A 22,401-nucleotide genomic window follows, 5' to 3' on the forward strand; every position below is an offset into this window, starting at 1 on the left:
AGGACCTCCGGTGCTCGTGGAATGGGTGCCTTCGACAGCTCCACTCCACGCCCGGAGGTCCTCCCCGGACAAGACCTACTCAGATCTCGTCGTCACACGTCCTTGACCAACGTCTCCGGTCAGTACACCTAGCGAAGCGTGGCGATGGGACGGGAGAGGTTGAAACGTTCAGTCACCAGGGCGACCGTCCAGTGCCCCGCCGCTGGCGTCCTACCGGCGTCTCGCAAGCCGAGCCTCAACCGAGACATCGCCGGACACTGCAGGTGACGTCTCCTGCGACCAATCGGGGCACCTGTCCCGACAACGCCAGGCCGCCATGACCGCGTTCGCGGTGGTCTGCCAACGTTCCGCAAGCGCGTTGACGTGCCGGTTCGACCACGGGGGACATCCGCGCACGGACACGAACGCCGCCAACTGCAACCAGTTCGGGCCGAGGCACGTCAGTCGGAGCCTCTCTCGCCGGCGAAGCCGCAAACATCCGGTGTCTTTCAAGGCGGCTTCGGAGACACCCGTCAGGGTGCCGTCTCACATCGGAGGCTCGGCGGCGCACATCAACCGGGACGCATGGAGCCGCAGCCCTCACGAGCAGCGGGGCGCGCACATATCCTTGGGCCGCTGAGGTCCGTTTGCGGGAGATACGTCGTCAGCCCGGACCGGAGGCCGAAGTCGCTGGGCATACGCGTCATGGGCAACGTCTCTTCCCGCACCGTTGTGATCGTCACGGACGGCAGCTTCTCCGGCGGCAAGCTAACGACGCCGCCAAGTACGCATCCGCTTGTGCACCCCGGGTGACCTCACAATCCTCCGCCATCTGCAGCCGGCGGTTCACAAGGCTGCGGCTTCAGCCCCACGGCCCCACACCAGCGCGGCCCGACCGTCGCCACCCGTCATCTCACTCAGCAGCTCGGGCACGCGGGCCCTGCCGGACGCACCTGTGTCCGCGTCGGCAGCGCTGTACGCGCATGGGCGCGGGCGACCCGGACACAACGTCGGTGAGCACGGCCATTCGCCGGCAGACGTTACCGTCGCCTACCGACGTGCCTACGAGGTCATCGACGACACCCGCGCACCGCAGTCTGCGACCAGAGCGCCGGGCACCGCGAGAGACACCTGTCGGCCCGGGCACCAAAGCTCTACTGTCGGCGAGCGAAGAGGCCGCGCTGAGGAACACAGAGGCCAGCCTGACGTCCAGCAGAAGCAGCCTGCAGATCGCCCACAACAAGGCATGCGGTGACCGCTGCGCCCGATCAACTAGAAGAAGTCAATGCCGCCATGTCCCTTAGAGCTATGGCGGATTTCTTGCGCAGCCCTGACCGCAGCCTTTCCTGTGATCTCGGACTCGACTGTGGGCCTCGTTGTGTAAGCTGGATCCATATAGGGTGGTTCGAACCGCGCATTCGGTACCAGCTTCGCCACGCTACTAGCGACTTTTTCCGACTCAGCCCACAGTTCTTCGGGGCTGCTTTCAAGGTCGCCGGCGATACGATGAGCGCTTTCAGTTAGCGCAGCGGCCACATCTCGAACCTGCTGGCCCTTAGCACTGGGGATCGCTTCGGCGATAAGACTTGCCAACGCCTGTTCAAGGCTTAGCTCGGGCGCAGTCACGATGTTCCCTTCGTCCCGTCGAGAGCTCCGGTCATGAGCGTGAGGGCCGTCTTGCGAGCAGCTTTGGCGCGCGCGGCAGAGGGAAGCTCTGGCGCGAAATCCCCAGCCTGGAGAATCTTGTCCTTCCAGCGTAGTACTGCAGCTTCTGCCACTGACTCACCCCCTAGCCGCGAAATAATGTAGTCTACCATCCCGGTCAAACCCTCCGCTCGCGCTGCATCCAACTCTGGCGTTCGGGGCGAGAAGTTGCCGGTTGCGGTTATGGATGCGGCGGCTTCTCTCGCCGCCTCTCGCCGCACATCGGGAGGCAAGTGAGGTTCGAACCCAGCGGCTAGCAGGCTCTCCGTGAGGGAAGCGACGAGGCTCTCTTTCCGTGGGCCAGTACCGCCAGACCTGAACTCGGTCACGGAGCCTTCTCATCTTGGGCCGCGGGTTCCGCCGCCAATGCCGTCTTACGCCTTCCTTGCATCTCCTGCGTCAACTCCCTCTTGATGTCCTCCAACTGAAGTGGCCGAGCGTGTCGGAGTTGTTCTTCAACGAGGAGCGCGGCCACCGCGCCAATGGAGGCTGGTAGCAGCAGATAACCAAAAACGGCCAGCAGCGTGGACGGCACGTCGGCTCCCACGGCAGAGAATGGATCCTCAGTTCCCAACGTGATACTAAGCGCGTGCCCGAAGGACCCGGCTCTACGATCAAGGACGGCCGTAGCGAGATAAAGAACCAGCCACAGCCCTACAGCCAAGGCGCCGAGGGTCTGAGCCCACCACCGTGTTGGATTTTCGGCGCGCGCTGGCCATGGCCGTAGCATCAGAAGATCCCCTCCCCTCGCACCTCGACATATCGTCCAGACTCACCTCTCGTCAGCGCAAGACCGAAGGCCGCCGCGTCCACGCGCAGACCCGCCCCGCGGCGGCGGCGGCGAGAGGGTGTCGGCTCGCGTGGTCATCCCAGTAAGGAAAGGGTCGACGGGTCGGCCGTAGGCCCGCAGGTGGTGACGATTGCCGTCCCGACGGTGACCACCAGCGCAACCGCGCGACACCGAGGAATCAGCCGGGCCCTGAGCCGGGCGGCCAGCCGCTCGTCTTGACGACCGGGTGAGTCCTCTTGGAGTGGTGTAGGTCGGGCCGCTGGCCGAGGTGACCGGCTTGTCGGTGCCGGACGTTGAGGGCGACCGCATGAGGCCCTGTGAGAACCCGCCGAGGAACTTCCAGAAGCGGACACGCTCACCTTCCCTGGAGCCACCGCCCTACGGTAGGCGCTCTCCCGCCTTCCCGCTGGCGTAGTTGTCAACGACGGTCGAAAGTTGACCCCCTAGCGACGGGTGGGTTCCACGTCGGCGCCACAAATACCGCTCTGGCCGCGTAGACGGCCCGTCCCTGAGATGCGCCACCGGAGCGAAGCCCCTCCAACCCGACCTGATCCTCCCGCGAGGAGGCGATAGAGAGATGAGCCCGGCTCCCCACCCACCCGGCCGGTCCCCACCGCATCAGGAGTAACCCGGGAACACTCACGTCCTCGCGGCCGGCCATCCTGCCGCCGGGCCCTCGCACGTCCAGGTCGTTCGTCCTCGCCGCTACGCGGCTGCGGGCGCTCCACCTGGACCCGCTTCAGGCACCGCCGGCACCCAGTCAATTGCCGCGGGGGGCCGAAGTTAAGGCTGTTGACACCGGCCCCCGTCTTCATAGAGAGCGGCCCACTCTCGGACTGGTGCATCAGGCTGCCAGTGCAGCAGGCCAACCGTCCGAGGTCACCACGGGGAGGGTCACCAAAGGTCCCGGCGAAGCTGAGGACCAGCCCGGCGGCCACCAACGACACTGACTGGCGCTGGTCCGCCCGAGCGGCAAGCAACCGGCGCAGCTCTTGCCCATCGACCTCGAGCCGGTGGTGCGCAAGGCCGACGTCGCGCCGACGGAACACAGCCTCGATTGGGTCCTCGTCGACCGGGTTGGCTAGCCGTGCCAGAGACCGGCGGGCGTCCTGCTGGTCGCGGAGGACCAGCCGTGGACCAGCTCCTCCAACGATCAATCCGATGACGGCACACGCGGGTCCGAGGGCGGCGGCTAAAGGCACGCCGGCCAGTGTCCGACTGGACGCGGTGACCGGCGGCGTGGCGCGCCGCTTGGAGCCGCACGGCCGAGATCTGAGGCTGCCCTGCGCATCGCCCATAGCGGCCCATTCAGGGACACACCAACGGATGTGCGTTGGGCGTCGTGGTCGCTGGACGCGACGTGCCCGGCCTCAGGCGCCCGACAGAGCTATTTCGACGTCTCGAAGGTAGTTGGCCATCTCGACTGGAACCTCTGACGCATACATGCGGTTGATCAGAGTCCGCACCGAGAAACTCTTGCCTCCCAATGCCTGACTCTCTCGGGAAACCTGGGCGATCACATCTTTCGGCGGCACCACCTCGAAGCGTCGTTCCGGATCAGCCCAGATTGCGTCGAATTCCGGCAGCGCCTGCAGCATTACGGTCTTGGGGTCGATGTCCCGGCGCGCTTCCTGTTGTCGTCGCCAAACGTATGCCGCCTGCGCCGCGGTGCGCTGGTCCTCTATGGCGCCATCAAGGAGTCCCTTCGCAACGTCTAGGTCGAGGTGTGCCGCCCGACCTATCAAGGCGACATTTAAGAAGTAGCTCTCCAACTCCTTGCGTTGCCACACGTGCGCGCTTATCCCTTGATTCGCGAGGCCATCAACGAGCTCTTTCACGACTATGGCACTGCGGTGATCTCGGTCCAGCAGGACCATCGGCTTGACTGCATCGCCAAGGAGATCCTTGGTCAGCCACGCAAACGGCTCGACTTGGTGCCAGTTTTGATATCCCCCCAGAGGGATCACCGCCAGTCCCACCTCGCTAGCGATGCGAGCCAAGCCAAGCCTCTGCGCAACGCCTCGGATGAGTTTCATGTCCTCGCCCTCCACAAAGAGAGCAACCTTTGATCGAAGTGCGCGGGCGAGCGCTAGGTTGAAGCTACTACCAAGACTGCTATTGAGTTGAGCGAAGTCTGCTGTCTCTCGCACCTTCTTGGAACTGCGTCGGGATCGATCGATCCACGTGACTGCGTTGCGAGACGCCTCCGCAAGAATCTCGGGGGCATGGGTGGCTAGGACCACCTGGCAGCTTCGTTCCTCGAGCAAGGTGACGAGTCGACGCTGTAGGTCCGGGTGTAGGAATACGTCCGGCTCATCGAGCACCAAGACGTCATCTTGCCGATGGCGCCACAAATGGAATAGCAGTTGAAGCCAGACTTGAAGGCCGTCGCCCATCCAGTACAGTTCGCGCTTACCGGCACTGATCGCTTCGGTGACGTACACATCCAAGACGGCCTGGCCGGGGGCGTAGGTCTTCTCGACCTCAATGTCGGTTATCTCGGGAGTCCCAGCATACAGAAAATCGAGCAACTCACCGGCCTCATCTTCCTCATCTTCCTCAGCTTCCGCGAGCGCGTAGTGTAGGAGATTGCGGAAGTGGCGACTCGTTAGTCTCGTGCCCATGTGGATGTCTACATGGGTCTTAGTCAGCACCTCTTCGCGATGCTCGACACCGGACAACGTCGGTATCACACCGATGACAGGCGTTCCTTCACGGACCTGCTTCGCCATGCGGGCGAGCAAGCCAGGCGCTCGATCGATGTAAAAGAAGGCCAAATCATCCTCATCCTGCGGCCAGACCACACGAAGGCGGGACCCAGATTTGAAGGTCAGTTCGAAGCCCGCCCCCTCCTCCCTGAACTCGTGATGGACGTTCTCGCCGTTGAACCATGCGAGCTCACGGTTCGCCACGGTGTTCAGTGCATAGCCGAGAACTTGCCGTGGGGTGGACTCAAATACACTGTCGGTAAAGGTGGCACTCGGGCTTCTTTTGCGAGCATGGCGCAGAAGCCCGCTTGCGAGCCTGACGCATTGAGCGAGCGTTGACTTGCCTGCATTGTTTGGTCCGACGATGATCGTCGTTTTGCTCAGGTGAAGCGTAAATGCATGAAACCCTTTGTAGCGATGAAGTCGTAGTCGCTCGATCACTCCGTGAGGGTAGCCAAGTAGTCCGACAGCGGCGGGTGCCTGCCGCCGACCGCAGCTCAGGCTCGTGTCGCGTCGCCAAGCACGTCCGGGTCGGGTGTCCCTGACGCCGCCTTCAGGAACACCGAGAAGCTAGAGACGGTCCTCCTGCGACGCGTCGCTCGCGACCCGCGCACGCGCAGCAATCGGAGCCGATCCAGCCTTGCCGACTCCAAGATCACGAGGCATCACACCTTGTGCACCTCCGGTCTCCCGACTGGTGGTGACAGGTTTCTGGAGACTCGTCCGGAGGCTTGACGGTATGGGTACCAGCGGCAACCCCGGATACCACGCGCGACGGCGGGAGCGAGAGCGGCGACGGCGCCAGCAGGCTGAGCGCACGCCGCTGACGAAGGCCCGCTCGGACTCGGCAGCAGCGGACGTGGACGGTGCTGAGCGAAGGACCGCCGCGACGGTCTGCGGATGGTGCGGTGCGCCGATCACTCCGGGAAGCCGAGGCCCGATCCCGAAGTGGTGCTCAGCGACCTGCCGGCACCGCGCTTGGGAGCAGGCCAGGGCCGCTGCCTCCGGTCTGTCCGCGGTGGAGCTTGTCGAGCGGCGGGTGGAAGTACGGGTGCCTCTCGTGCCCACCCGCCGCGACTGGCCCAGGCTGCTCGGCGAGCTCGCCGGGCAACTTCACGACGGGCGAGTCTACGACCGAGACTTGCCGGCCCTGGCCCGGGCACTGAAGCCGGTACTGGAGGTCTACCGGAGGCGCGCCCACCTCACCGGCGCTCCGCACCTGTACTGATCCCGAGGGTCCAGAACAACTGCAGTAACCCGAAGGAGCCGCTCCGGCATGAGGCAGGGCCAACGCCCAGCGCGTCCGGCTGGGCAGGCACTGGAGATGTTCTGAAGGCCGCTCCTCCACGGTTGGACGGCAACCGTCACGCAGCCTTGCGCGCCTGATCCGGGAGATGTCGACATGGGTGACCCGCAGCCGTTCCGAGACATCATGGCCGCCGACCGTCTGCTCCTCACGCCAGAAGAGGCGGCGGAGGCCCTCCGGGTCGGCCGCACGACTGTGTACGCGCTCATGAAGTGCGGGGATTTGCGTCCCGTCCACATCGGCCGCAGCTGCCGGATCTCCCAGGCAGAGCTCGACCGCTACGTCCGCCGGCTTGAGGCTTCCCCGTCCCGTCCACATCCCTCGCCGGACGCCGCGTGAATCCACAGCGCGCCTGCCCATTACCCGAGCGCTCCAGGACACTGAGCCTTCGAAACAGCGCCGAGGGGTAGCGGATGGCGGGACGCGCCTCGAACGGCGAATCGACGATCTACCAGGACGCCGAGGGGCGCTGGCACGGCTACGTCTCCGTCGGCTTCACCCTCATCGGCAAGCCGGACCGCCGGCACGTCACCGGAAAGTCCCGGGCCGTGGTCGTCGCGAAAGTCCGCGACCTCGAACGCAAGCGCGACGCCGGCACCATCAACGCCGTCTCCACCCCGACCGTCGCCGACTGGCTCGAGCACTGGCTCACCACCATCGCTCCGCGTCGGGTGCGGCAGCGGACGCTGGAGAGCTACGAGTCCGCCGTCCGCAAGCACCTGATCCCCGGACTCGGACGGCACCGCCTCGACCGGCTGCGCCCCGAGCACCTCGACCAGCTCTACACCGCGCTCCTCGATGCCGGCTACTCCCCCGCCACCGTGCTGCGCCACCACCGCATCCTGTCCCGGGCGCTCACCGTCGCCGTCCAGCGCGGGCACGTTCCCCGCAACGTGGCCAGCCTGGTCGATCCGCCCGCCCAGAAGCAGAGCGACATCGCCACCGCCCTCGACCTCGGCGAGGCCCGCGCCGTGCTGCACGCCGCGACCGGCGTCCGCAACTCCGCCCGCTGGACCGTCGCCCTCGCCCTCGGACTACGGCAGTCCGAGGCCCTGGCGCTGCAGTGGAAGGACATCGACCTGCTCACCGGCACGCTGACGGTCCGGCGCAGCATCCACCGGGTTCGGGGCGGCGGACTCATCTACGAGGAGCCCAAGACCCGCCGCAGCCAGCGCGCGCTCGCCCTGCCGATGCTTCTCGTCGCCGAGCTGCACCGGCACAAGGCCGCGCAGCTCGGTGAGCGGATGCTGGCGGGCTCCGAGTGGCAGGACGAGGACCTCATCTTCGCCCAGGGCAACGGTCGGCCGATCGACAAGAAGACCGACCACGACGACTGGACCCGCCTGCTCCACGAAGCCGGCGTCCGCCACGTCCGCCTGCACGACGGCCGGCACACCGCGGCCACCCTGCTGCTGAGCGAGAACGTGCATCCGAGGGTGGTCATGGAGCTGCTCGGCCACAGCCAGATGCGCACGACGATGGACATCTACAGCCACGTCATGCCGGCGCTGGCCCGCGAGGCCGCCGACCGGATGAGCGCCCGGCTGCTGCCAGGTAGGGGTGGGCGAACTGCAACCACAACTGCAACCAGAGACGACTCAGGCCGTCCTCCAGATGGAGAACGGCCTGGTCATCGGGGTGGAGCTGAGGGGACTCGAACCCCTGACCCCCACACTGCCAGTGTGGTGCGCTACCAGCTGCGCCACAGCCCCGATCCCGGCCCGGCGTCCTTCCTCCGAGCCGGGAGCAACTGTACAGGGCGGGTCGGCACGACCGACGGAGGGGGTCGGTGCCGCGGATCGCGTGGCGGGCCCGTGCTCAGGCCTGCTTCATCTGGGCGACGCGCACGTGGTTGCCGAACGGATCGCGGAGGCCGAAGTCGATGCCGTAGGGCTGGTCGACCGGCTCCTCGGTGATCTCGACGCCGCGCTCCCGGAGCTCGGCGTGGGTCTTCCAGGCGTCGTCGCAGGTGAAGAAGAGGTGGCCGCCGGCCGCCCCCTTGCTCACCAGCTCGCGCACCTGGGCAGCGGTCTCCTCGCTCATCGCCGGGGCGCCGGGCTTCTCCAGCAGCACCGCGTGCCCGGGGTCGGTGGGCAGCGCGACGGTCAGGAAGCGCATCGGCCCGAAGTGCATGTCGGTCTGCACCTCGAAGCCGAGCTTACCGACGTAGAAGTCGAGGGCGGCGTCCTGGTCGGGGACGTAGATCTGGTTGATGGAGATGGTCGTCAGCATGGGGCGGACGCTAGGGAGCCGGGGCGGGGAACCGCTTCTCCGAAACTGCTCGATCAGTGGCCGGCCGGGCCCAGGCCATCGCGAAGCAGGTGGGCACCGGCGGCAGCGGCCCGCGACGCCGGTAGGCGCTGGGCGGCTCCCCGACGACGTCGCGGAAGACGCGGCTGAACGTGCCGAGGCTGGAGAAGCCGACCTCCATGCAGACGTCGGTGACGCTGCGGTCGCCGGTGCGCAGCAGGAACATGGCCCGCTCCACCCGGCGGCGTTGCAGGTAGCGGTGCGGGGTCTCGCCGAACGCGGTCCGGAACGAGCGGATGAAGTGGGCCGGCGAGGCGAGGGCGATGCGGGCCAGCGTCGGGACGTCGAGCGGCTCGGCGTAGTGGCGGTCGATGGCGTCCCGCGCGCGCAGCAGCCGCCGGTTGCTCTACTCGACGGCGCCGGCCACGGGGCGATCAGACCACGCGGGCGCCCGCGTCAGATGTGGACGCCGCGCGCGGCCAGCCACGGGATCGGGTCGATCCGCTTGCCGTCCAGGCCGCCCTTGTGCACCTCGAAGTGCAGGTGCGGGCCGGTGGACTGGCCGCGGTTGCCCAGCAGGGCGATGGTCTCCCCCGCCTCCACGTACTGCCCCGGGGTGACCAGGATCTTGTCCATGTGGCCGTAGACGGTGACATCACCGTTCTCGTGGAGGATGTAGACGGCCAGGCCGAAGCCGCTGGCCGAGCCGGCCCGCAGGACCACGCCGTCGACGGCGGCGTACTCGGGCGTGCGCATCGGCGCCGCGAGGTCGATGCCGTAGTGGAAGGTGCCCCACCGGCTGCCGTAGCCGCTGGTGAGCCGTGCGCCGGCGACCGGCAGGACGGCTTTGGGGCGCGCAGCCTCGGCGGCGGCGGCCGCCGCCGCCTCCTCGGCGGCCTGCCGCTCCGCCCGGGAGGCGGCGACCTCCTGCAGGCGCGCCTGGGCCTCGGCGACGGTGATCGAGGCCTGCGGCAGCACCTCGACGCCCTCCTCGGCGGTCAGCAGTGCGTCCTGGGCCGCCATCACGGAGGTGGCCTCGGCCGCGGGCGCGCCCTGCAGGCTCATGCCGGCCGCGAGGACGCCGCCCAGCAGGAGCGAGCTCAGCAGCAGCGCCGGGCTGCGCCGGGTCTGCGCCCGGGGCGCGCGCCGGCCCGCCCTCCGCTCGGCCGCCCGACCGGTCTGGGGGCCGACCGCCGCCAGCACCGCCGTGCGGGCCTCCGGGCCGATACCAGCGTCCATGCACCCTGTCCGTCTCGCGTTCCACCACGTGCGCACACCCATCGAAACATTGCGTGACGCATCCGTGACCAAGCGTCCGGCGCGTCCTCCGGGACACGCCGAGGCGAGCCGCACCACCTGTCCCGCGAACCCCACGAGTCACAGGGGTGAATGACACCCGTGTGTTTTCGACCCGCCTGTCGGGGCGCCGGACCGATCGACGATCATGGACGCGCAGCACGGGTTCGGGACGCGTTTCGAGTGCCCCGCAACGGGCATTTCCCTCACTCGGCGTGAAACATCCGCGCCGCTCCGGCGCCTCCGCATCTGCGACGCGGCGCCGGACCTCGTTGCGCGGCACCCGGTATCACCCGTGTACTGCTGACCCCCGGAGACCCGGAACCGGTCGGCAGTGCGCCGCGCTCAGGACAGAGAAGGAGGGACGCGATGTCACAGGCCGAGCTCCTGTCCCTGCGGGGACCCGCCGGGACGGCTCCGGCCGGGCATCCGGGGTCCTCCGTCCCGCCGGCCGCCACCGTGGGGGCGGCCGCCGAGGTGCACCCGCTGACCGACGCCACCCTGCCGCTGCACGAGGCCCAGCTCGCCGTGCCCACCTACGACCGATCAGCGCTCACCCCGGCCGTGGTCCACTTCAGCGTCGGCGGCTTCCACCGCGCCCACCAGCTCCTCTACTTCGACGAGCTCGCCGAGCGCCGGATCAGCGACGACTGGGGCGTCGTCGGCGTCGGGCTGCACAGCCGCACGATGAAGGACGCCCTGGCCCCGCAGGACCACCTCTACACCGTCGTCGAGCGCAGCCCCGACGGCGAGCGTGCACGCGTCGTCGGCGTCATGGTCGGTTACCACTTCGCGCCCGACGACCCGGCCGCGGTGCTCGACCTGCTCACCGACGAGCGCACGCGCATGGTGTCGCTGACCATCACCGACAGCGGCTACCGGGTGGACCCGCGGACCGGGCTGTTCGACGCCGACGACGTCGACATCCGCCAGGACGTGGCCGAACCGTCCTCCCCGCGCACGGTGTTCGGCTACCTCGTGGAGGCGCTCGACCGCCGCCGCCGGGCCGGGCTCGACCCGTTCTCCGTCGTCTCCTGCGACAACATGCACCGCAACGGGGACGCCGCCCGCGCCGCCGTCGTCGGGTTCGCGCGGCTGCGCGACGAGGTCCTCGCCCGGTGGATCGCCGACCGCGTGGCCTTCCCCAGCAGCATGGTCGACCGGATCACGCCGCACACGAGCGCCGACGAGCGGGCCGCGGTGGCCAGCCGTTACGGGGTCGACGACCGGTGGCCGGTGATCACCGAGCCGTTCTCCCAGTGGGTCATCGAGGACACCTTCTCCGCGGGCCGCCCCCCGCTCGACGCCGTCGGCGTGCGGTTCGTCCCGGACGTGGGCGCCTACGAGCTGATGAAGACCCGGCTCCTGAACGCCAGCCACTGCGCCCTCGGCTACCTGGGCTCGCTGGCCGGGTACGCCAGCCTCGACCAGGTGATGGCCGACCCGGTGCTCGCGGGCTACATGGCCCGCCTGATGGACGTCGAGGTGACGCCGCTGCTGCCGGCGCCCGACGGCATCGACCTCGCCGGCTACAAGCGCACCCTCCTGCAACGGTTCGCCAACCCGGCGATCGCCGACGGACTGCCCCGGCTGTGCCGGCGGGGCTCCACCAAGATGCCGCACCACCTGCTGCCCTCGCTGCGCCAGGCGATCGAGGAGGGGCGGCCGCACGGCCTGCTCACCCTCGCCGTCGCCGGGTGGTTCCGGTACCTGCGCGGCACGGACGAGGCCGGCCGCCCGCTGACCGTCGAGGACGACCTCGCCGACCGGCTGCAGGAGCTCGCCCGCGCCGGCGGCAACGACCCGCGCCCCCTGCTCGGCGAGACGGCGGTGTTCGGGGACCTCGGCTCCCGGCCCGCCTTCGTGGCCGACCTCGGAGCGGCCCTGACGGCCCTGGACCGCGACGGCGTCCGGGCCACCGTGGCCGCCCGCACGCCCGGCCCCGCCGCACCGCCACGGTGACCGCCTCCCCGCCCACCCCGTCCCCGAAGGGAGACAACCTGGTGCCGACCCTCCCGCCGGCGCTCGTCGAACAGGTGCAGTACCTGCTCTGCGATGCCGACGGCAACCTCTTCCCCTCCGAGGAGCCGGCGTTCGAGGCCTCCGCCGAGGTCACGAACGCCTTCCTCGCGTCCCTCGGCATCGACCGCCGCTACACGGCGGACGAGCTGCGCCACGCGGCCACCGGCATGAACTTCCGGTCCACCGCCCTGGCGCTGGCCACCGAGGCCGGAATCCCCGACGCCGACGTCGAGCCGTGGGTCGCCGAGGAGCGCCGCGCCGTCACCGCGCACCTCGGATCCACGCTGCGGCCGCACCCGCCCACACTCGAGGCGCTCGGCGCGCTCGCCGGTCCGCTGGAGCTGGCCGCGGTGAGCTCCAGCGCACTGTCCCGGCTCGCCGCGTGCTTCACCGCGACGGGGCTCGACGAGCTCATCCCGCCCGCGCGCCGGTTCAGCGCGGAGGACTCGCTGCCCACGCCAACCAGCAAGCCCGATCCCGCCGTCTACACGCACGCCTGCGCGGAGCTCGGCATCGCCCCGGAGCAGGGGCTCGCGGTGGAGGACGCCGTCGCCGGGGTGCGCTCGGCCGTGGGCGCCGGCTGCCCCACCGTCGGCAACCTGCTGTTCGTGCTCCCCGAGGAGCGGGCCGCCCGCGCCGAGGCCCTGCTCGCCGCCGGTGCGCTCGCCGTCGTCGATTCCTGGCAGGAGCTGGCCGACCTGGTGCTCGCCTGCCCGCCCCGCTCCCACGACGCCCTGAGGGGGGCCACCCAGTGAAGATCGTCTACGTCACCTTCCGCGGCCACTTCTCCGACAGCCCGCGGGCGCTGTACGAGGCCCTGCGCGCGCAGGGGACCCCGGCCGAGCACACCTGGTTGTCCGCGCCGCACACGCAGGCGGGCTTCCCGGCCGACGTGCGCACGGTGACCTTCGGCAGCCCCGAGTCGATCGCCGCGCTGGAGGCCGCCGACCTGGTCATCAGCAACGACCACATCCCCCTGGACTGGGAGAAGCGGCCGGGCGCCACGTACCTGCAGACCTGGCACGGCACGATGCTCAAGCGCATCCACAACGACGTGCTGTGGGCACCGGAGGGCCGGCTGGCCTACCTCGACCAGGACATCGCCCGGTGGGACCTGCTGCTCTCGCCGAACGCGGCCACGACCGAGCGGCTGCGGAAGGCGTTCGGGTACGGCGGCGCCATCCACGAGACCGGCCTCCCCCGGAACGATCTGCTGAGCAGCCCGCGCAGGGACGAGATCCGGGCCGAGGTCCGCCGCGACCTGGGCATCGCCGACGACCAGACCGTGGTGCTCTACACGCCCACCTGGCGCGACGACCTGGTGTTCGAGGGCAGCGGGGAGCGCGACTTCGAGTTCCCGATCGACCTCGACCGTTTCACCGAGCGGCTGGGCGAGGACCACGTGCTGCTGCTGCGGCTGCACAACATGGTCATGAGCCGGCTGGAGGTCGTCGACGGGTCGGCCGTCCGCGACGTGTGCAACCACCCGGACATCGCCGGCCTGTACCTGGCCGCCGACCTGATGGTCACCGACTACTCGTCGACGATGTTCGACTTCGCCATCACCGGGAAGCCGCAGATCTTCTACACCTACGACCTGGACCGGTACCGGGATCAGCTGCGAGGCTTCTACTTCGACCTCGCCGAGGTCGCGCCCGGTCCCCTCGTCGCCACGAGCGACGAGTTGATCTCGGCGATCGCCGACATCGACACCGTCACCGCGGAGCACGCCGGGCGCTACGCCCGGTTCCGCGAGACGTTCTGCCACCTCGAGGACGGCGGCGCCACCCGGCGCGTCCTCGACCTGATCCTCCCGACCGCAGCCGCGGCAGGGCCGACCACCAGCTCGAACTCCGAGGGAGATGATGTCCGTGCGGACCGGTGACCACGTCCTCGAGCCCGTCCGTCTGGGTGGATCCCCCCTGACGGCCCGCACGACCCCCCGACCGCCGCAGACGCCGTCGGTGCAGGTCGTGATCCTCGCCGCCGGCATGGGTACCCGGCTGGGCCGGCAGGACCCCAAGCCGCTGACCCGGCTCGACGACGGGCGCAGCATCCTGCAGCGCCAGCTCGAGGGCCTGCGCGCCGTCCTGGGCGCCGATGTGTCGATCACCGCGGTGGTCGGCTACCGCAGCAAGCGGATCATGAAGGCCGCGCCCGACCTCCTGTTCACGTACAACCCGGACTTCTCCGTGACCAACACGTCGAAGAGCCTGCTGCGCGGGCTCAGGACCACCCGCGAGGGGGGCGTGCTCTGGCTGAACGGCGATGTGGTGTTCGACCCGGCCGTGCTGGAGGTCGCGCTCCCGTTCATGGCGGCCGACCAGAGCTTCGTCTGCGTCGACACCAGCACCGTCGCCGAGGAGGAGGTCAAGTACACCCTCGACGGCGACGGCTGCATCCGCGAGCTGTCCAAGATCGTGCGCGGCGGGCTCGGCGAGGCGGTGGGGATCAACTACATCTCCTCCGGCGACAAGGCGACGCTCATCGAGCACCTCGAGGCCTGCTCGCACGAGGACTACTTCGAGCGGGGCATCGAGACGGCGATCGCCCGTACGGGCCTGCGCGTGCAGCCCGTCGACATCTCGGAGTACGCCGCGGTCGAGGTGGACTTCGAGGGCGACCTCCAGCGGGCGAACACCCTGTTCGGCGGCGGGCCGGCGAACGTCGTCGCCGAGATCGCCTGACCGCGCGGGAACCGCCGTCAGGCCGCCGGCACCGGCCGGTCGACGGCGGTTCCCGCGGGCGCCGGCGAGGTGTCCCGGAACCGGCGCACCGCCGCGATCCCACCGGCGACCAGGCCGACGCCCAGGGACGCCAAGACGCCCACGGCCAGCCGCGCCAGGGGCTCCGGGCCGGCCGACAGCACGTTCGCCGACCACAGCACGTCGACGTCGGGCAGGCCCTGCACCAGCAGGAGCCACCCGGTGACGACCGCCAGCAGCCCGGTCATGGCGCCCTGTCCCCGGCGGGCGGCCCGCAGCCCGAGGACGGCGCACAGCAGCGCGGCCCCCGCCGGCAGGAGCGCGGAGACGACGGCGCCGGTGTGGGAGCCCACGGTGACCGGCGGCTCGGGCGTGGCCACCGCGTGCCAGAGCGCCGCGAGCGCCCCCACACCGAGGAGGACGCCCAGGGGCAGCGGCGTGCGGGCGAGCAGCCCCGCCGCCGCCGCGGCCAGCACCAGCGCGACCACCGGCGGCCACACCAGCCACGGCGACGGCGGCGGGCTCCAGGTCAGCACACCGGCGACCTGGGCCTCCGTCCCCCCGTGGCTCAGCGGCACGACCCACTCCGAGACGAGGTGCTCGCGGGTGGGGTCGGCGGCGACCTGCGGCGGCAGCACGCCCTCGCTCATCCAGTGGGTGCGGTGGTCGTGCCAGACGTAGGCGGGCTCGGTGGAGACCTGCTCCCAGTCGGGCGCGGCCTCCGCGTCGGCGGAGGCGGGCAGCGCCGTCCGCCCGTAGCGGTCGAGGTTGATCCAGGTGGCCGGGCTGTTGGCGTTCCGCCAGACGCCGTCGGGGCCGATCCGCAGGTAGGGCTCGTCGGAGTAGCCCGGGACCAGCACCTCGACGTCGGTGGTGTTCACCAGCTCGAGCTCGTCACCGAACTGCAGCGACCGCACGCTCACCCCCGGCAGCTGCGGGGTCACCGCCACCACGCGGGCGTCGAAGTCGCTCCCGGCCGCCCCGCCGCCGACGTGCGCCGACGCCGGCCCGGCCAGGGCCAAGAGCGCCACCACGGCCGCCAGGACCGCCAGCAGCCGGCCGGGGCCACGGCTCACGCGCCCGCCACCACCTGGAGGTCCTCGGCGATGTCCTGGTGGGTGTTCCCGGCGTCGAACGCCACGTGCGCCTCGTCGTCGCCGCCGTACAGGAGCAGCAGCGTGGAGTGCAGCCGGCCGTCGTCCTCGGCCTGCGGCACCCCGGCGGCGAGCTGCGCCTGCTCCACCGCCCGCTGGTCGCCCGTGAGGCCGACGAACGAGGTGGGCAGGTCGGCGTCGAAGCGGTCGAGGTACTCCCCGAGCACCTCCGGGGTGTCGGTCGCCGGGTCGGTGGTCACGAAGACGACCTGCACCTGCTCGGCCAGCGCCGGGTCGACACCCCGCAGCGCCACCGCGACGTCGGCCATCGTGGTGGGGCAGATGTCGGGGCAGTTGGTGTAGCCGAAGAACAGCATCGTCGGGCGACCCGCGGTGTTGGCCCGGAAGTCGTACTGCGCACCGGTGGTGTCGGTCAGCGTGAACGACGGGCGGCGGTAGGGCTCGGTCAGGTCGAGCCCGGCGTACCGGTCCTCGGCGCCCTCCACCACGGCCGCGGCGAGACCGGAGCCCGAGTGGTCGTGGTCCTCGGCGGCGTCATCCGCCGAGCTACCGCAGCCGGTGAGCAGCAGGCCCGCGGTGAGCAGGAGCGCCGGTGCGGCCCGGCGGGGACGTCGGACAGCGGGAGTCACGAGGACACGGTACGTCGGGAGGCGCGGACGCCGAGGACGACACCGGCGAGCGCGGTCATCAGCGCGAGGATGGAGAAGAAGAGCGCGAGGGCGCTGGGGTCGGCGGTGTGCCCGGCGTGCTCGTCGGCGGCCACCGCGACCTCGCCGTCCGCGGTGTCCTGCCCGCCGTCCGGGACGCCGGCGGCCAGCGACAGCACCGGGGCGGGGCGCTCGGGCTCCGCCTGGCCGGCGAGCGTGGGCTCGATCCAGGCCGATTCGCTACCGTCGCTGTAACTCTGCACCGCCGGGTAGCTGACCTGCTCCGACTCCGGGAACGGCCCGCCGGAGAGCGCGAACTCCTGGAACTGGCCGGGGGCGATGCCGACGCCGTCGGTCGCGCGGTACTCCACGACCGCGACGTACGAGCTGATCTCCCGGCCGTGCACCTCGACGGGCTCGGCCAGCTCGGCGGTCTCCGTGGTGATCGTCCAGCCCGGCACCGGCTGGGCCCGCAGCGACCCCATCGCGGCCTCCTCGGGGATCTGGATCCGCAAGGCGACCGTGCCGGCGGTGTCGCTCTCGTTGGGCACCCGGAAGGTCAGCTTGCCGAACCCGCCGGGGGCGGCGTCGCTCGAGGAGACCGTGACGTGCGCGGCGGCCGGGGTGGCGAGGACCACCGCGGTGAGGACGGCGAGCAGCACGGCCGCCGTCCGCCCGAGCAGACGGGTCGAGGACATGGATCTCCTTCTCGGGGGGGGGGGCGGCCGGACCGCCGAGGGCGGTCAGCGCACGGGGAAGTCGGTGGCCGCGGTGAGCGCGGTGAACTCGTCGAGCCGGACGGTGGCGGTCAGCGTCCACGTGCCCGCGCCTGGGATCGTCATCCCGTCGCCGATGAAGTGGCCGGGGCCGCCGGGCTGCAGGTCGACGTCGAGCGGGCCGATCTGCTGGCTGCGCTCGGTCAGCGTGACCCGGATCTCCGCCGGCTGGGTGAGCCGCCCGGCGTCGTCGAAGAGGTAGAGGTGCAGGGAGTTCTCGCCCGGCCGCGCGGGGTCGACCTGCACCTGCAGGCTGCCCGACGCGGCCCCGGAGCTGCCCTGCAGGGGCAGCACGACCTCCACCGGCTGGGCCAGCGCCGTCCGGGCCGGCGGGGTCGCGACGAGCACCGCCGACAGCGCGAGGACGACCGCCGCGAGCACCGCCTCCACGAGCAGCGAGCGGCGCAGCGCCGGCAGGTGCTCGGCCGCGGCCTCGGCCTGCAGCCGGTCGCGCTCCGCGGCGGCCTCGACCTCCTCCGGAGCGGGCTCGGTCCGCTCCGGCGCGACGCCCGACGCGAAGGCGTGCACGGTCGCCGTGCGGCGGCGCGGGGGCCGGCGGACGCCCAGCCGCTGCTGCACCCACACGCGGGAGATCCCGGCCGCGGCCAGGATGACCACGACCAGCAGCAGCTTGGCCGCGAGCAGCCGGCCGTACGTCGTCTCCACGAGCGCGACCGGCGAGGCGACCTCGCGCACCGATTGCACGACGCCCGACACGACGAGCGCCACGACGGCGCCGAACGCCAGCCGGGAGAACGCCGGCAGCGCGGCCGCCGCCCCGCCGGGCCCGGCTCCCGGCCGGACCGCGGCGGCGAGCAGACCGGCGAGCCCGCCCAGCCAGACCGCCATCGCCGCCGCGTGCACCGCCGCGACGAGCACGGCCAGGACCGGCCACGGGCCGGCGACCGGGTGGCCGACCGCCGCGGTCGCCAGCACCAGCCCGCCGCCGAGCACCACCACCGCGACCGTCGTCCCGCGCCCGGTCGCCCGCCACGCCCGGCGCAGCGCCAGCAGCAGGGCGACGGCCAGGGCGGCGCGCGCCAGCGCGGCCCAGCCCGCCCCCGACTGCGCCGTCGCGCCCATCAGCGCCGGGTCGGTGATCCCGCCCAGCCCGGTGCCCGCGGCGTAGGGGCCCTGCAGGAGGAACCCGGCGAGGGCGGAGACGGCGACGGCCGCCGCGCCACCGAGGGCCATCCGCCGCAGCCGCTCGGCCGCGCGCCCGGCGGGCCAGCAGACGGCGACCAGCACCGGCACGCCGATGGCCAGGGCCAGCCCGGCGTACCCGGCCCAGCGCGTCACGGGCAGCAGCGCCCCGACGACCGGGTCGGTGGCGGCACCGGCGTCGGCGGAGCCGGTGGCCAGGAGCTCGCCGTCGCCGACGGCGAAGGAGAAGGCGCCCGAGACCGGGTGCGAGTCGGCCGAGATGACGCGGTAGGTGACGAGGTATCCGCCGTCGGGCAGCCCGCCACGCAGCGGGATGGTGACGACGTCGCCGTCGACCGAGGCGTTCCCGGCGTCGACCCGCTCCTGGCCGGCGCCCAGCACCCGCGCGTACCCGGCGCCCAGCGACACCCCCTCGCTGAACCGGAGGGTCACCTCACCGGGCGCCTCCTCGATCGAGGCGCCCTCTCCCGGCGTCGTGGAGACCAGCGTCGCGTGCGCGGCGGCGGGGCCCGCCGTGCCGATGCCGGCGCCGAACCACGCGGCGACCAGCAGCGCGAGCAGGAGGAGGGTGCGCCTCACGCGGTCACCCGTCGGTCGGCGACCACGGCGGCGGGACGACGGCGGCGGCCGCGCCACGCGACCGCCGCGACCAGGAGGGTGCCGGCGAGGAGCAGGAGGTGGGCCGCGGCCCGGTCGGCGTGCACGTGCCCGGCCTGCAGGTCGGCGAGCGTCACCGGCACCAGCAGGGCGACGAAGGACCCCAGGAAGGGCAGCGCGCCCGAGGCCAGCCGCGGACCGGCCGCGACGGCGAGGAAGGCCGCGGCCAGTGCCAGGTTCCAGGCGCCGCTCTCGCGGGCCATGTGCACCGGGGCGCTCATCGCGCCCGCGCCGGAGGCGAGCAGCGGCCACGCCAGGGCGGCCTGCGCCACGCCCACGGCCAGCAGTGCCAGGCGCAGCGCCGTGCCGGCCAGCCGGGCGCGCGCGGCCGTCCGGGCGCCGGGCAGCTCGCGGGGCAGGGCCCGGAGGACCGCCGCGGTGAGGTCGGGCACCTCGGGGGCCGGGGCCAGCCGCGCACGCCGGGTCACGCGCTCGGCGGCGGCCGCCCAGCCCGCGCAGCCGGCGCACGCGGCCAGGTGCGCGTCGAGCTCGGCGGCGGGCACGCCGGAGGGCTCGCCGTCGAGGCGCGCGGAGAGCGCCTCGCGGCAGGAGGAGCAGGACATGGGTCATTAGTCTCCTCCGGGCGGCGTCCGGTTCCCGCCTCCCCCGGACTTTCCCGTGACACCCTGGGAAGGACATGGACGACCTGGCACGCGTGGCCGCGGACGCCGCCGACGGCGATCCGCTGGCTGCGGCCACCCTCGTGCGGGAGACCCAGTCCGACGTCTGGCGGCTCTGCGCCGCGCTCGGCGACCGCGCCTCGGCCGACGACCTCACGCAGGAGACCTACCTGCGGGCGTTCGGCGCGCTGCACCGCTTCGAGGGCCGGTCGTCGGTGCGCACCTGGCTGCTGGCGATCGCGCGCCGGGTCTGCGCCGACGCGCTGCGCTCCCGCCGCCGACGCCGGCTGACCCTGGTCCGGGAGCCCGCGGACCTGGAGCAGCTGGCCCCGTCGGGCGCCGCGGACGCCGTCGGCGAGAGCGCCGCGGTCGCCGACCTGCTGGCCCGCCTGGACCCCGACCGGCGCGAGGCCTTCGTGCTCACCCAGCTGCTCGGCCTCCCCTACGCCGAGGCCGCCGAGGTCGCCGGGTGCCCCGTCGGCACCATCCGCTCGCGGGTCGCGCGGGCGCGCGCCGACCTCGTGGACTCCCTCGCCCGGGTGAGCGCGGACCCGGGCCGGAGCGAGACCGCCCGCAGCTGACCGCGGGCCGCGTGGGCCCGTCCGCCACCCCCGTCCCATCCACCGGGACCGGCCATGCGTCTAAGTGCATCGATCTGGTAGACATTGCGCCGTGACGCGGACGACGATGCTGCTCCTGGTGAGCCGCCGGCACGTCGACCTGCTGCGCGTCTGCACCGCCGCCTGTCCGGGCTGCTGATTCCTCCCCGCCATCCCTGCGGGACCCGTATCGTCCCCCTCCACGCGGTCGCCCCTGCGCGCCCGCGCCCGTGAGACCCGGAGTCAGAGCCCCGTGAAGACCCTGATCCTGCTCGCCCTCGCCGGCCTGGGCGCCCAGCTCGTCGACGGCAGCCTGGGCATGGCCTACGGCGTCACCTCGACGACGCTGCTGCTCGCCATCGGCACCAACCCGGCGGCGGCGTCGGCGACCATCCACCTGGCCGAGATCGGCACCACGCTCGCCTCGGGGCTCTCGCACTGGAAGTTCGGCAACGTCGACTGGAAGGTCGTCGCGCGGGTGGGCCTGCCCGGCGCCGTCGGCGCGTTCGCCGGAGCGCACTTCCTGTCCGGCCTGTCGACCGAGATCGCCGCCCCGGTGATGTCGCTGATCCTGGTCTCGCTGGGCGCGTACATCCTGGTGCGCTTCACGCTGCGCGGCATCGACCGGCGCAACGTGGGCAAGCCGATCCGCAAGCGCTTCCTGGGCCCGCTGGGCCTGGTCGCCGGCTTCGTCGACGCCACCGGTGGCGGCGGCTGGGGCCCGGTGGGCACCCCCGCACTGCTGGCCAGCGGCCGGATGGAGCCGCGCAAGGTCATCGGCTCGATCGACACCTCCGAGTTCCTCGTGGCGCTCGCCGCCAGCGCCGGCTTCCTGCTCGCGCTGGGCTCCCAGGGCATCGACCTGATGTGGGTCGCCGGGCTGCTCGCCGGCGGCCTGGTCGCGGCCCCCATCGCCGCGTGGCTGGTGCGGCACATCCCGCCCCGGCTGCTGGGCTCCCTGGTCGGCGGGATGATCGTCCTCACCAACGCCCGCACCCTGCTGCGCAGCGACTGGATCGACGCCGGGGCCACCGTCAGCGCCGTGGTCTACATCGTCCTCGCCGCGGTCTGGGTGCTGGCCGTCGTCCACTCCTACCGGCAGTACCGGCGGGACACCGCGGTCGAGTCGGCCGACGCCGTCGCCGAGGTCGCCGAGCGCAACGACGTCATCGCCGACGTGCCCGCCGAGGAGCCCGTGGGCGCCGGCCGGCCCAGCGCCCCCCGCGACTGAACACCCCCACCGGTGGTGGGCTGGGATCAGGGGACCTGATCGTGCGGTGTCCTCCCTCACCGCGCACCGTGAGGGAGGACGCTCGATGATCAGGTCAGCTGATCATCGCGAGGAGGACAGGCGTACCCGCGGACCCCGCCCAGGGCGGAACCGCGCTACACCGCGCGGGACCCCTGCATGGTGGGCACCTGCGGGAGCGGCGTCGAGCGGGCCGCGGCGAGCACCATCTGCGGGGAGGACGGCAGGCCGCGCCGGGTGCACAGCCGCAGCGCCCGGGCGCCGGTGAGGACGTCGGTCTCCGGGGGGACGACCAGCAGGTCGGCGCGGCGGTTGCCGCCGGCCCAGGTGAGGCAGACCACCTGCGGGTCCATGCTGCGGAAGCCACCGGCGCGCACCGTCCGGCCCAGCACCTCCAGCTTGCGGGGCGCCGGCTCCCACGCGTCCAGGGGATAGGTGAAGCGCTCCACCCGCACCCCGCGCCGCTCCAGCGCCGCGATCAGCTCGGGGAGCTCCACGGCGAGGTCACGGCTGCGCGGGAACCACGCCCCGTCGAAGGCCGAACCACCCGACCCCGCGTCCGCGCGCAGGCTCACCCGGACGTCGATCCCACCCCGGAAGCCATCGCTCGCCGGAACCGTACGGGTGATCGTCGCCATGAGCGTCGGCCGCCTCTCGTCCACTCGTCCCCGGGCCACGGCACATGGCCCCGAGGAGAACGTAGGCGCGTCGACACACCCGTCCCGGGGACCACACGACGGGCGCGCCGCGCTTCCCCGGCCGGTCATCACGATTCGTGACCTTACGACCACGCCGCTGCGCCTCGCGGGCCCGG

At 71.7% G+C, this 22,401-nt stretch carries 19 protein-coding genes, 1 tRNA gene and 1 pseudogene; 8 read left to right on the forward strand and 13 right to left on the reverse strand.

From position 1 onward, the window contains the following. Positions 1 to 1,251 precede the first annotated feature (1,251 nt). From ACI79P_RS19970 to ACI79P_RS19980, 3 genes are all read right to left on the reverse strand, one after another. Entirely contained in the window at positions 1,252 to 1,605 is a 354-nt protein-coding gene (locus ACI79P_RS19970; protein WP_456582807.1) for a hypothetical protein, read from the reverse strand. Between the two features lie 403 nt (positions 1,606 to 2,008). Further along, a complete protein-coding gene (locus ACI79P_RS19975) occupies positions 2,009 to 2,230 on the reverse strand; it encodes a hypothetical protein (RefSeq protein WP_456582808.1) in 222 nt (73 codons plus the stop codon). Positions 2,231 to 3,843: 1,613 nt separating this feature from the next. Then, a complete protein-coding gene (locus tag ACI79P_RS19980; protein ID WP_456582809.1) occupies positions 3,844 to 5,622 on the reverse strand; it encodes an ATP-dependent nuclease in 1,779 nt (592 codons plus the stop codon). Positions 5,623 to 6,613: 991 nt separating this feature from the next. Here ACI79P_RS19980 and ACI79P_RS19985 point away from each other — a divergent pair. Then, the gene (locus ACI79P_RS19985; protein WP_456582841.1) at positions 6,614 to 6,826 is read left to right on the forward strand and encodes a helix-turn-helix domain-containing protein; all 213 of its coding nucleotides are present in this window, start codon (positions 6,614 to 6,616) and stop codon (positions 6,824 to 6,826) included. A gap of 74 nt (positions 6,827 to 6,900) precedes the next feature. After that, a pseudogene (locus ACI79P_RS19990) lies at positions 6,901 to 7,926 on the forward strand (tyrosine-type recombinase/integrase); the annotation flags it as partial. Positions 7,927 to 8,126: 200 nt separating this feature from the next. Here ACI79P_RS19990 and ACI79P_RS19995 read toward each other — a convergent pair. From ACI79P_RS19995 to ACI79P_RS20010, 4 genes are all read right to left on the reverse strand, one after another. Next, a tRNA-Ala gene (locus ACI79P_RS19995) sits at positions 8,127 to 8,199 on the reverse strand. 106 nt (positions 8,200 to 8,305) lie between these two features. Then, complete coding sequence (locus tag ACI79P_RS20000) at positions 8,306 to 8,719, reverse strand: VOC family protein (RefSeq protein WP_456582810.1); 414 nt, start codon at positions 8,717 to 8,719, stop codon at positions 8,306 to 8,308. Between the two features lie 10 nt (positions 8,720 to 8,729). Further along, positions 8,730 to 9,131 carry a helix-turn-helix domain-containing protein gene (locus ACI79P_RS20005; RefSeq protein WP_456582842.1) on the reverse strand — a complete coding sequence of 134 codons (402 nt, stop codon included), beginning with the start codon at positions 9,129 to 9,131 and terminating at the stop codon, positions 8,730 to 8,732. Positions 9,132 to 9,193: 62 nt separating this feature from the next. Next, positions 9,194 to 9,976 (reverse strand): M23 family metallopeptidase, encoded by a 783-nt coding sequence (locus tag ACI79P_RS20010; RefSeq protein ID WP_456582811.1) that lies wholly within the window; start codon positions 9,974 to 9,976, stop codon positions 9,194 to 9,196. 426 nt (positions 9,977 to 10,402) lie between these two features. Between ACI79P_RS20010 and ACI79P_RS20015 the strand changes: the two genes are divergently transcribed. The 4 genes from ACI79P_RS20015 (at position 10,403) to ACI79P_RS20030 (ending at position 14,742) form a co-directional block, all read left to right on the forward strand. After that, a complete protein-coding gene (locus ACI79P_RS20015; RefSeq protein ID WP_456582812.1) occupies positions 10,403 to 11,995 on the forward strand; it encodes a mannitol dehydrogenase family protein in 1,593 nt (530 codons plus the stop codon). A gap of 41 nt (positions 11,996 to 12,036) precedes the next feature. Further along, entirely contained in the window at positions 12,037 to 12,810 is a 774-nt protein-coding gene (locus ACI79P_RS20020; protein ID WP_456582813.1) for an HAD family hydrolase, read from the forward strand. Then, entirely contained in the window at positions 12,807 to 13,940 is a 1,134-nt protein-coding gene (locus tag ACI79P_RS20025; RefSeq protein ID WP_456582814.1) for a CDP-glycerol glycerophosphotransferase family protein, read from the forward strand. The genes ACI79P_RS20020 and ACI79P_RS20025 overlap by 4 nt, the downstream gene beginning before the upstream one ends. A gap of 79 nt (positions 13,941 to 14,019) precedes the next feature. Continuing rightward, complete coding sequence (locus ACI79P_RS20030; protein ID WP_456582815.1) at positions 14,020 to 14,742, forward strand: phosphocholine cytidylyltransferase family protein; 723 nt, start codon at positions 14,020 to 14,022, stop codon at positions 14,740 to 14,742. 17 nt (positions 14,743 to 14,759) lie between these two features. Here ACI79P_RS20030 and ACI79P_RS20035 read toward each other — a convergent pair whose 3' ends face one another. The 5 genes from ACI79P_RS20035 to ACI79P_RS20055 are packed head-to-tail and all read right to left on the reverse strand — an operon-like array spanning position 14,760 to position 19,682. Next, complete coding sequence (locus tag ACI79P_RS20035) at positions 14,760 to 15,836, reverse strand: hypothetical protein (protein ID WP_456582816.1); 1,077 nt, start codon at positions 15,834 to 15,836, stop codon at positions 14,760 to 14,762. Then, positions 15,833 to 16,504 (reverse strand): SCO family protein, encoded by a 672-nt coding sequence (locus ACI79P_RS20040; protein ID WP_456582817.1) that lies wholly within the window; start codon positions 16,502 to 16,504, stop codon positions 15,833 to 15,835. Before ACI79P_RS20040 ends, ACI79P_RS20035 begins: the two co-directional genes overlap by 4 nt. After that, positions 16,501 to 17,220 carry a YcnI family copper-binding membrane protein gene (locus tag ACI79P_RS20045; protein ID WP_456582818.1) on the reverse strand — a complete coding sequence of 240 codons (720 nt, stop codon included), beginning with the start codon at positions 17,218 to 17,220 and terminating at the stop codon, positions 16,501 to 16,503. The genes ACI79P_RS20040 and ACI79P_RS20045 overlap by 4 nt, the downstream gene beginning before the upstream one ends. Before the next feature lie 45 nt (positions 17,221 to 17,265). Then, positions 17,266 to 19,041 (reverse strand): copper resistance CopC family protein, encoded by a 1,776-nt coding sequence (locus ACI79P_RS20050; protein WP_456582819.1) that lies wholly within the window; start codon positions 19,039 to 19,041, stop codon positions 17,266 to 17,268. Further along, positions 19,038 to 19,682 carry a zf-HC2 domain-containing protein gene (locus ACI79P_RS20055; protein ID WP_456582820.1) on the reverse strand — a complete coding sequence of 215 codons (645 nt, stop codon included), beginning with the start codon at positions 19,680 to 19,682 and terminating at the stop codon, positions 19,038 to 19,040. Before ACI79P_RS20055 ends, ACI79P_RS20050 begins: the two co-directional genes overlap by 4 nt. A gap of 74 nt (positions 19,683 to 19,756) precedes the next feature. Between ACI79P_RS20055 and ACI79P_RS20060 the strand changes: the two genes are divergently transcribed. Beyond that, the gene (locus tag ACI79P_RS20060) at positions 19,757 to 20,320 is read left to right on the forward strand and encodes a sigma-70 family RNA polymerase sigma factor (protein ID WP_456582821.1); all 564 of its coding nucleotides are present in this window, start codon (positions 19,757 to 19,759) and stop codon (positions 20,318 to 20,320) included. A gap of 271 nt (positions 20,321 to 20,591) precedes the next feature. After that, positions 20,592 to 21,569, forward strand: coding sequence for a sulfite exporter TauE/SafE family protein (locus ACI79P_RS20065; protein ID WP_456582822.1), 978 nt, complete (start codon positions 20,592 to 20,594; stop codon positions 21,567 to 21,569). A gap of 155 nt (positions 21,570 to 21,724) precedes the next feature. On the opposite strand, the gene ACI79P_RS20070 is transcribed toward ACI79P_RS20065, so the two are convergent. Continuing rightward, positions 21,725 to 22,162 (reverse strand): DUF5994 family protein, encoded by a 438-nt coding sequence (locus tag ACI79P_RS20070; protein WP_456582823.1) that lies wholly within the window; start codon positions 22,160 to 22,162, stop codon positions 21,725 to 21,727. Positions 22,163 to 22,401: the final 239 nt, after the last annotated feature.

The sequence above is a fragment of the Blastococcus sp. SYSU DS0510 genome (genome assembly GCF_054050835.1).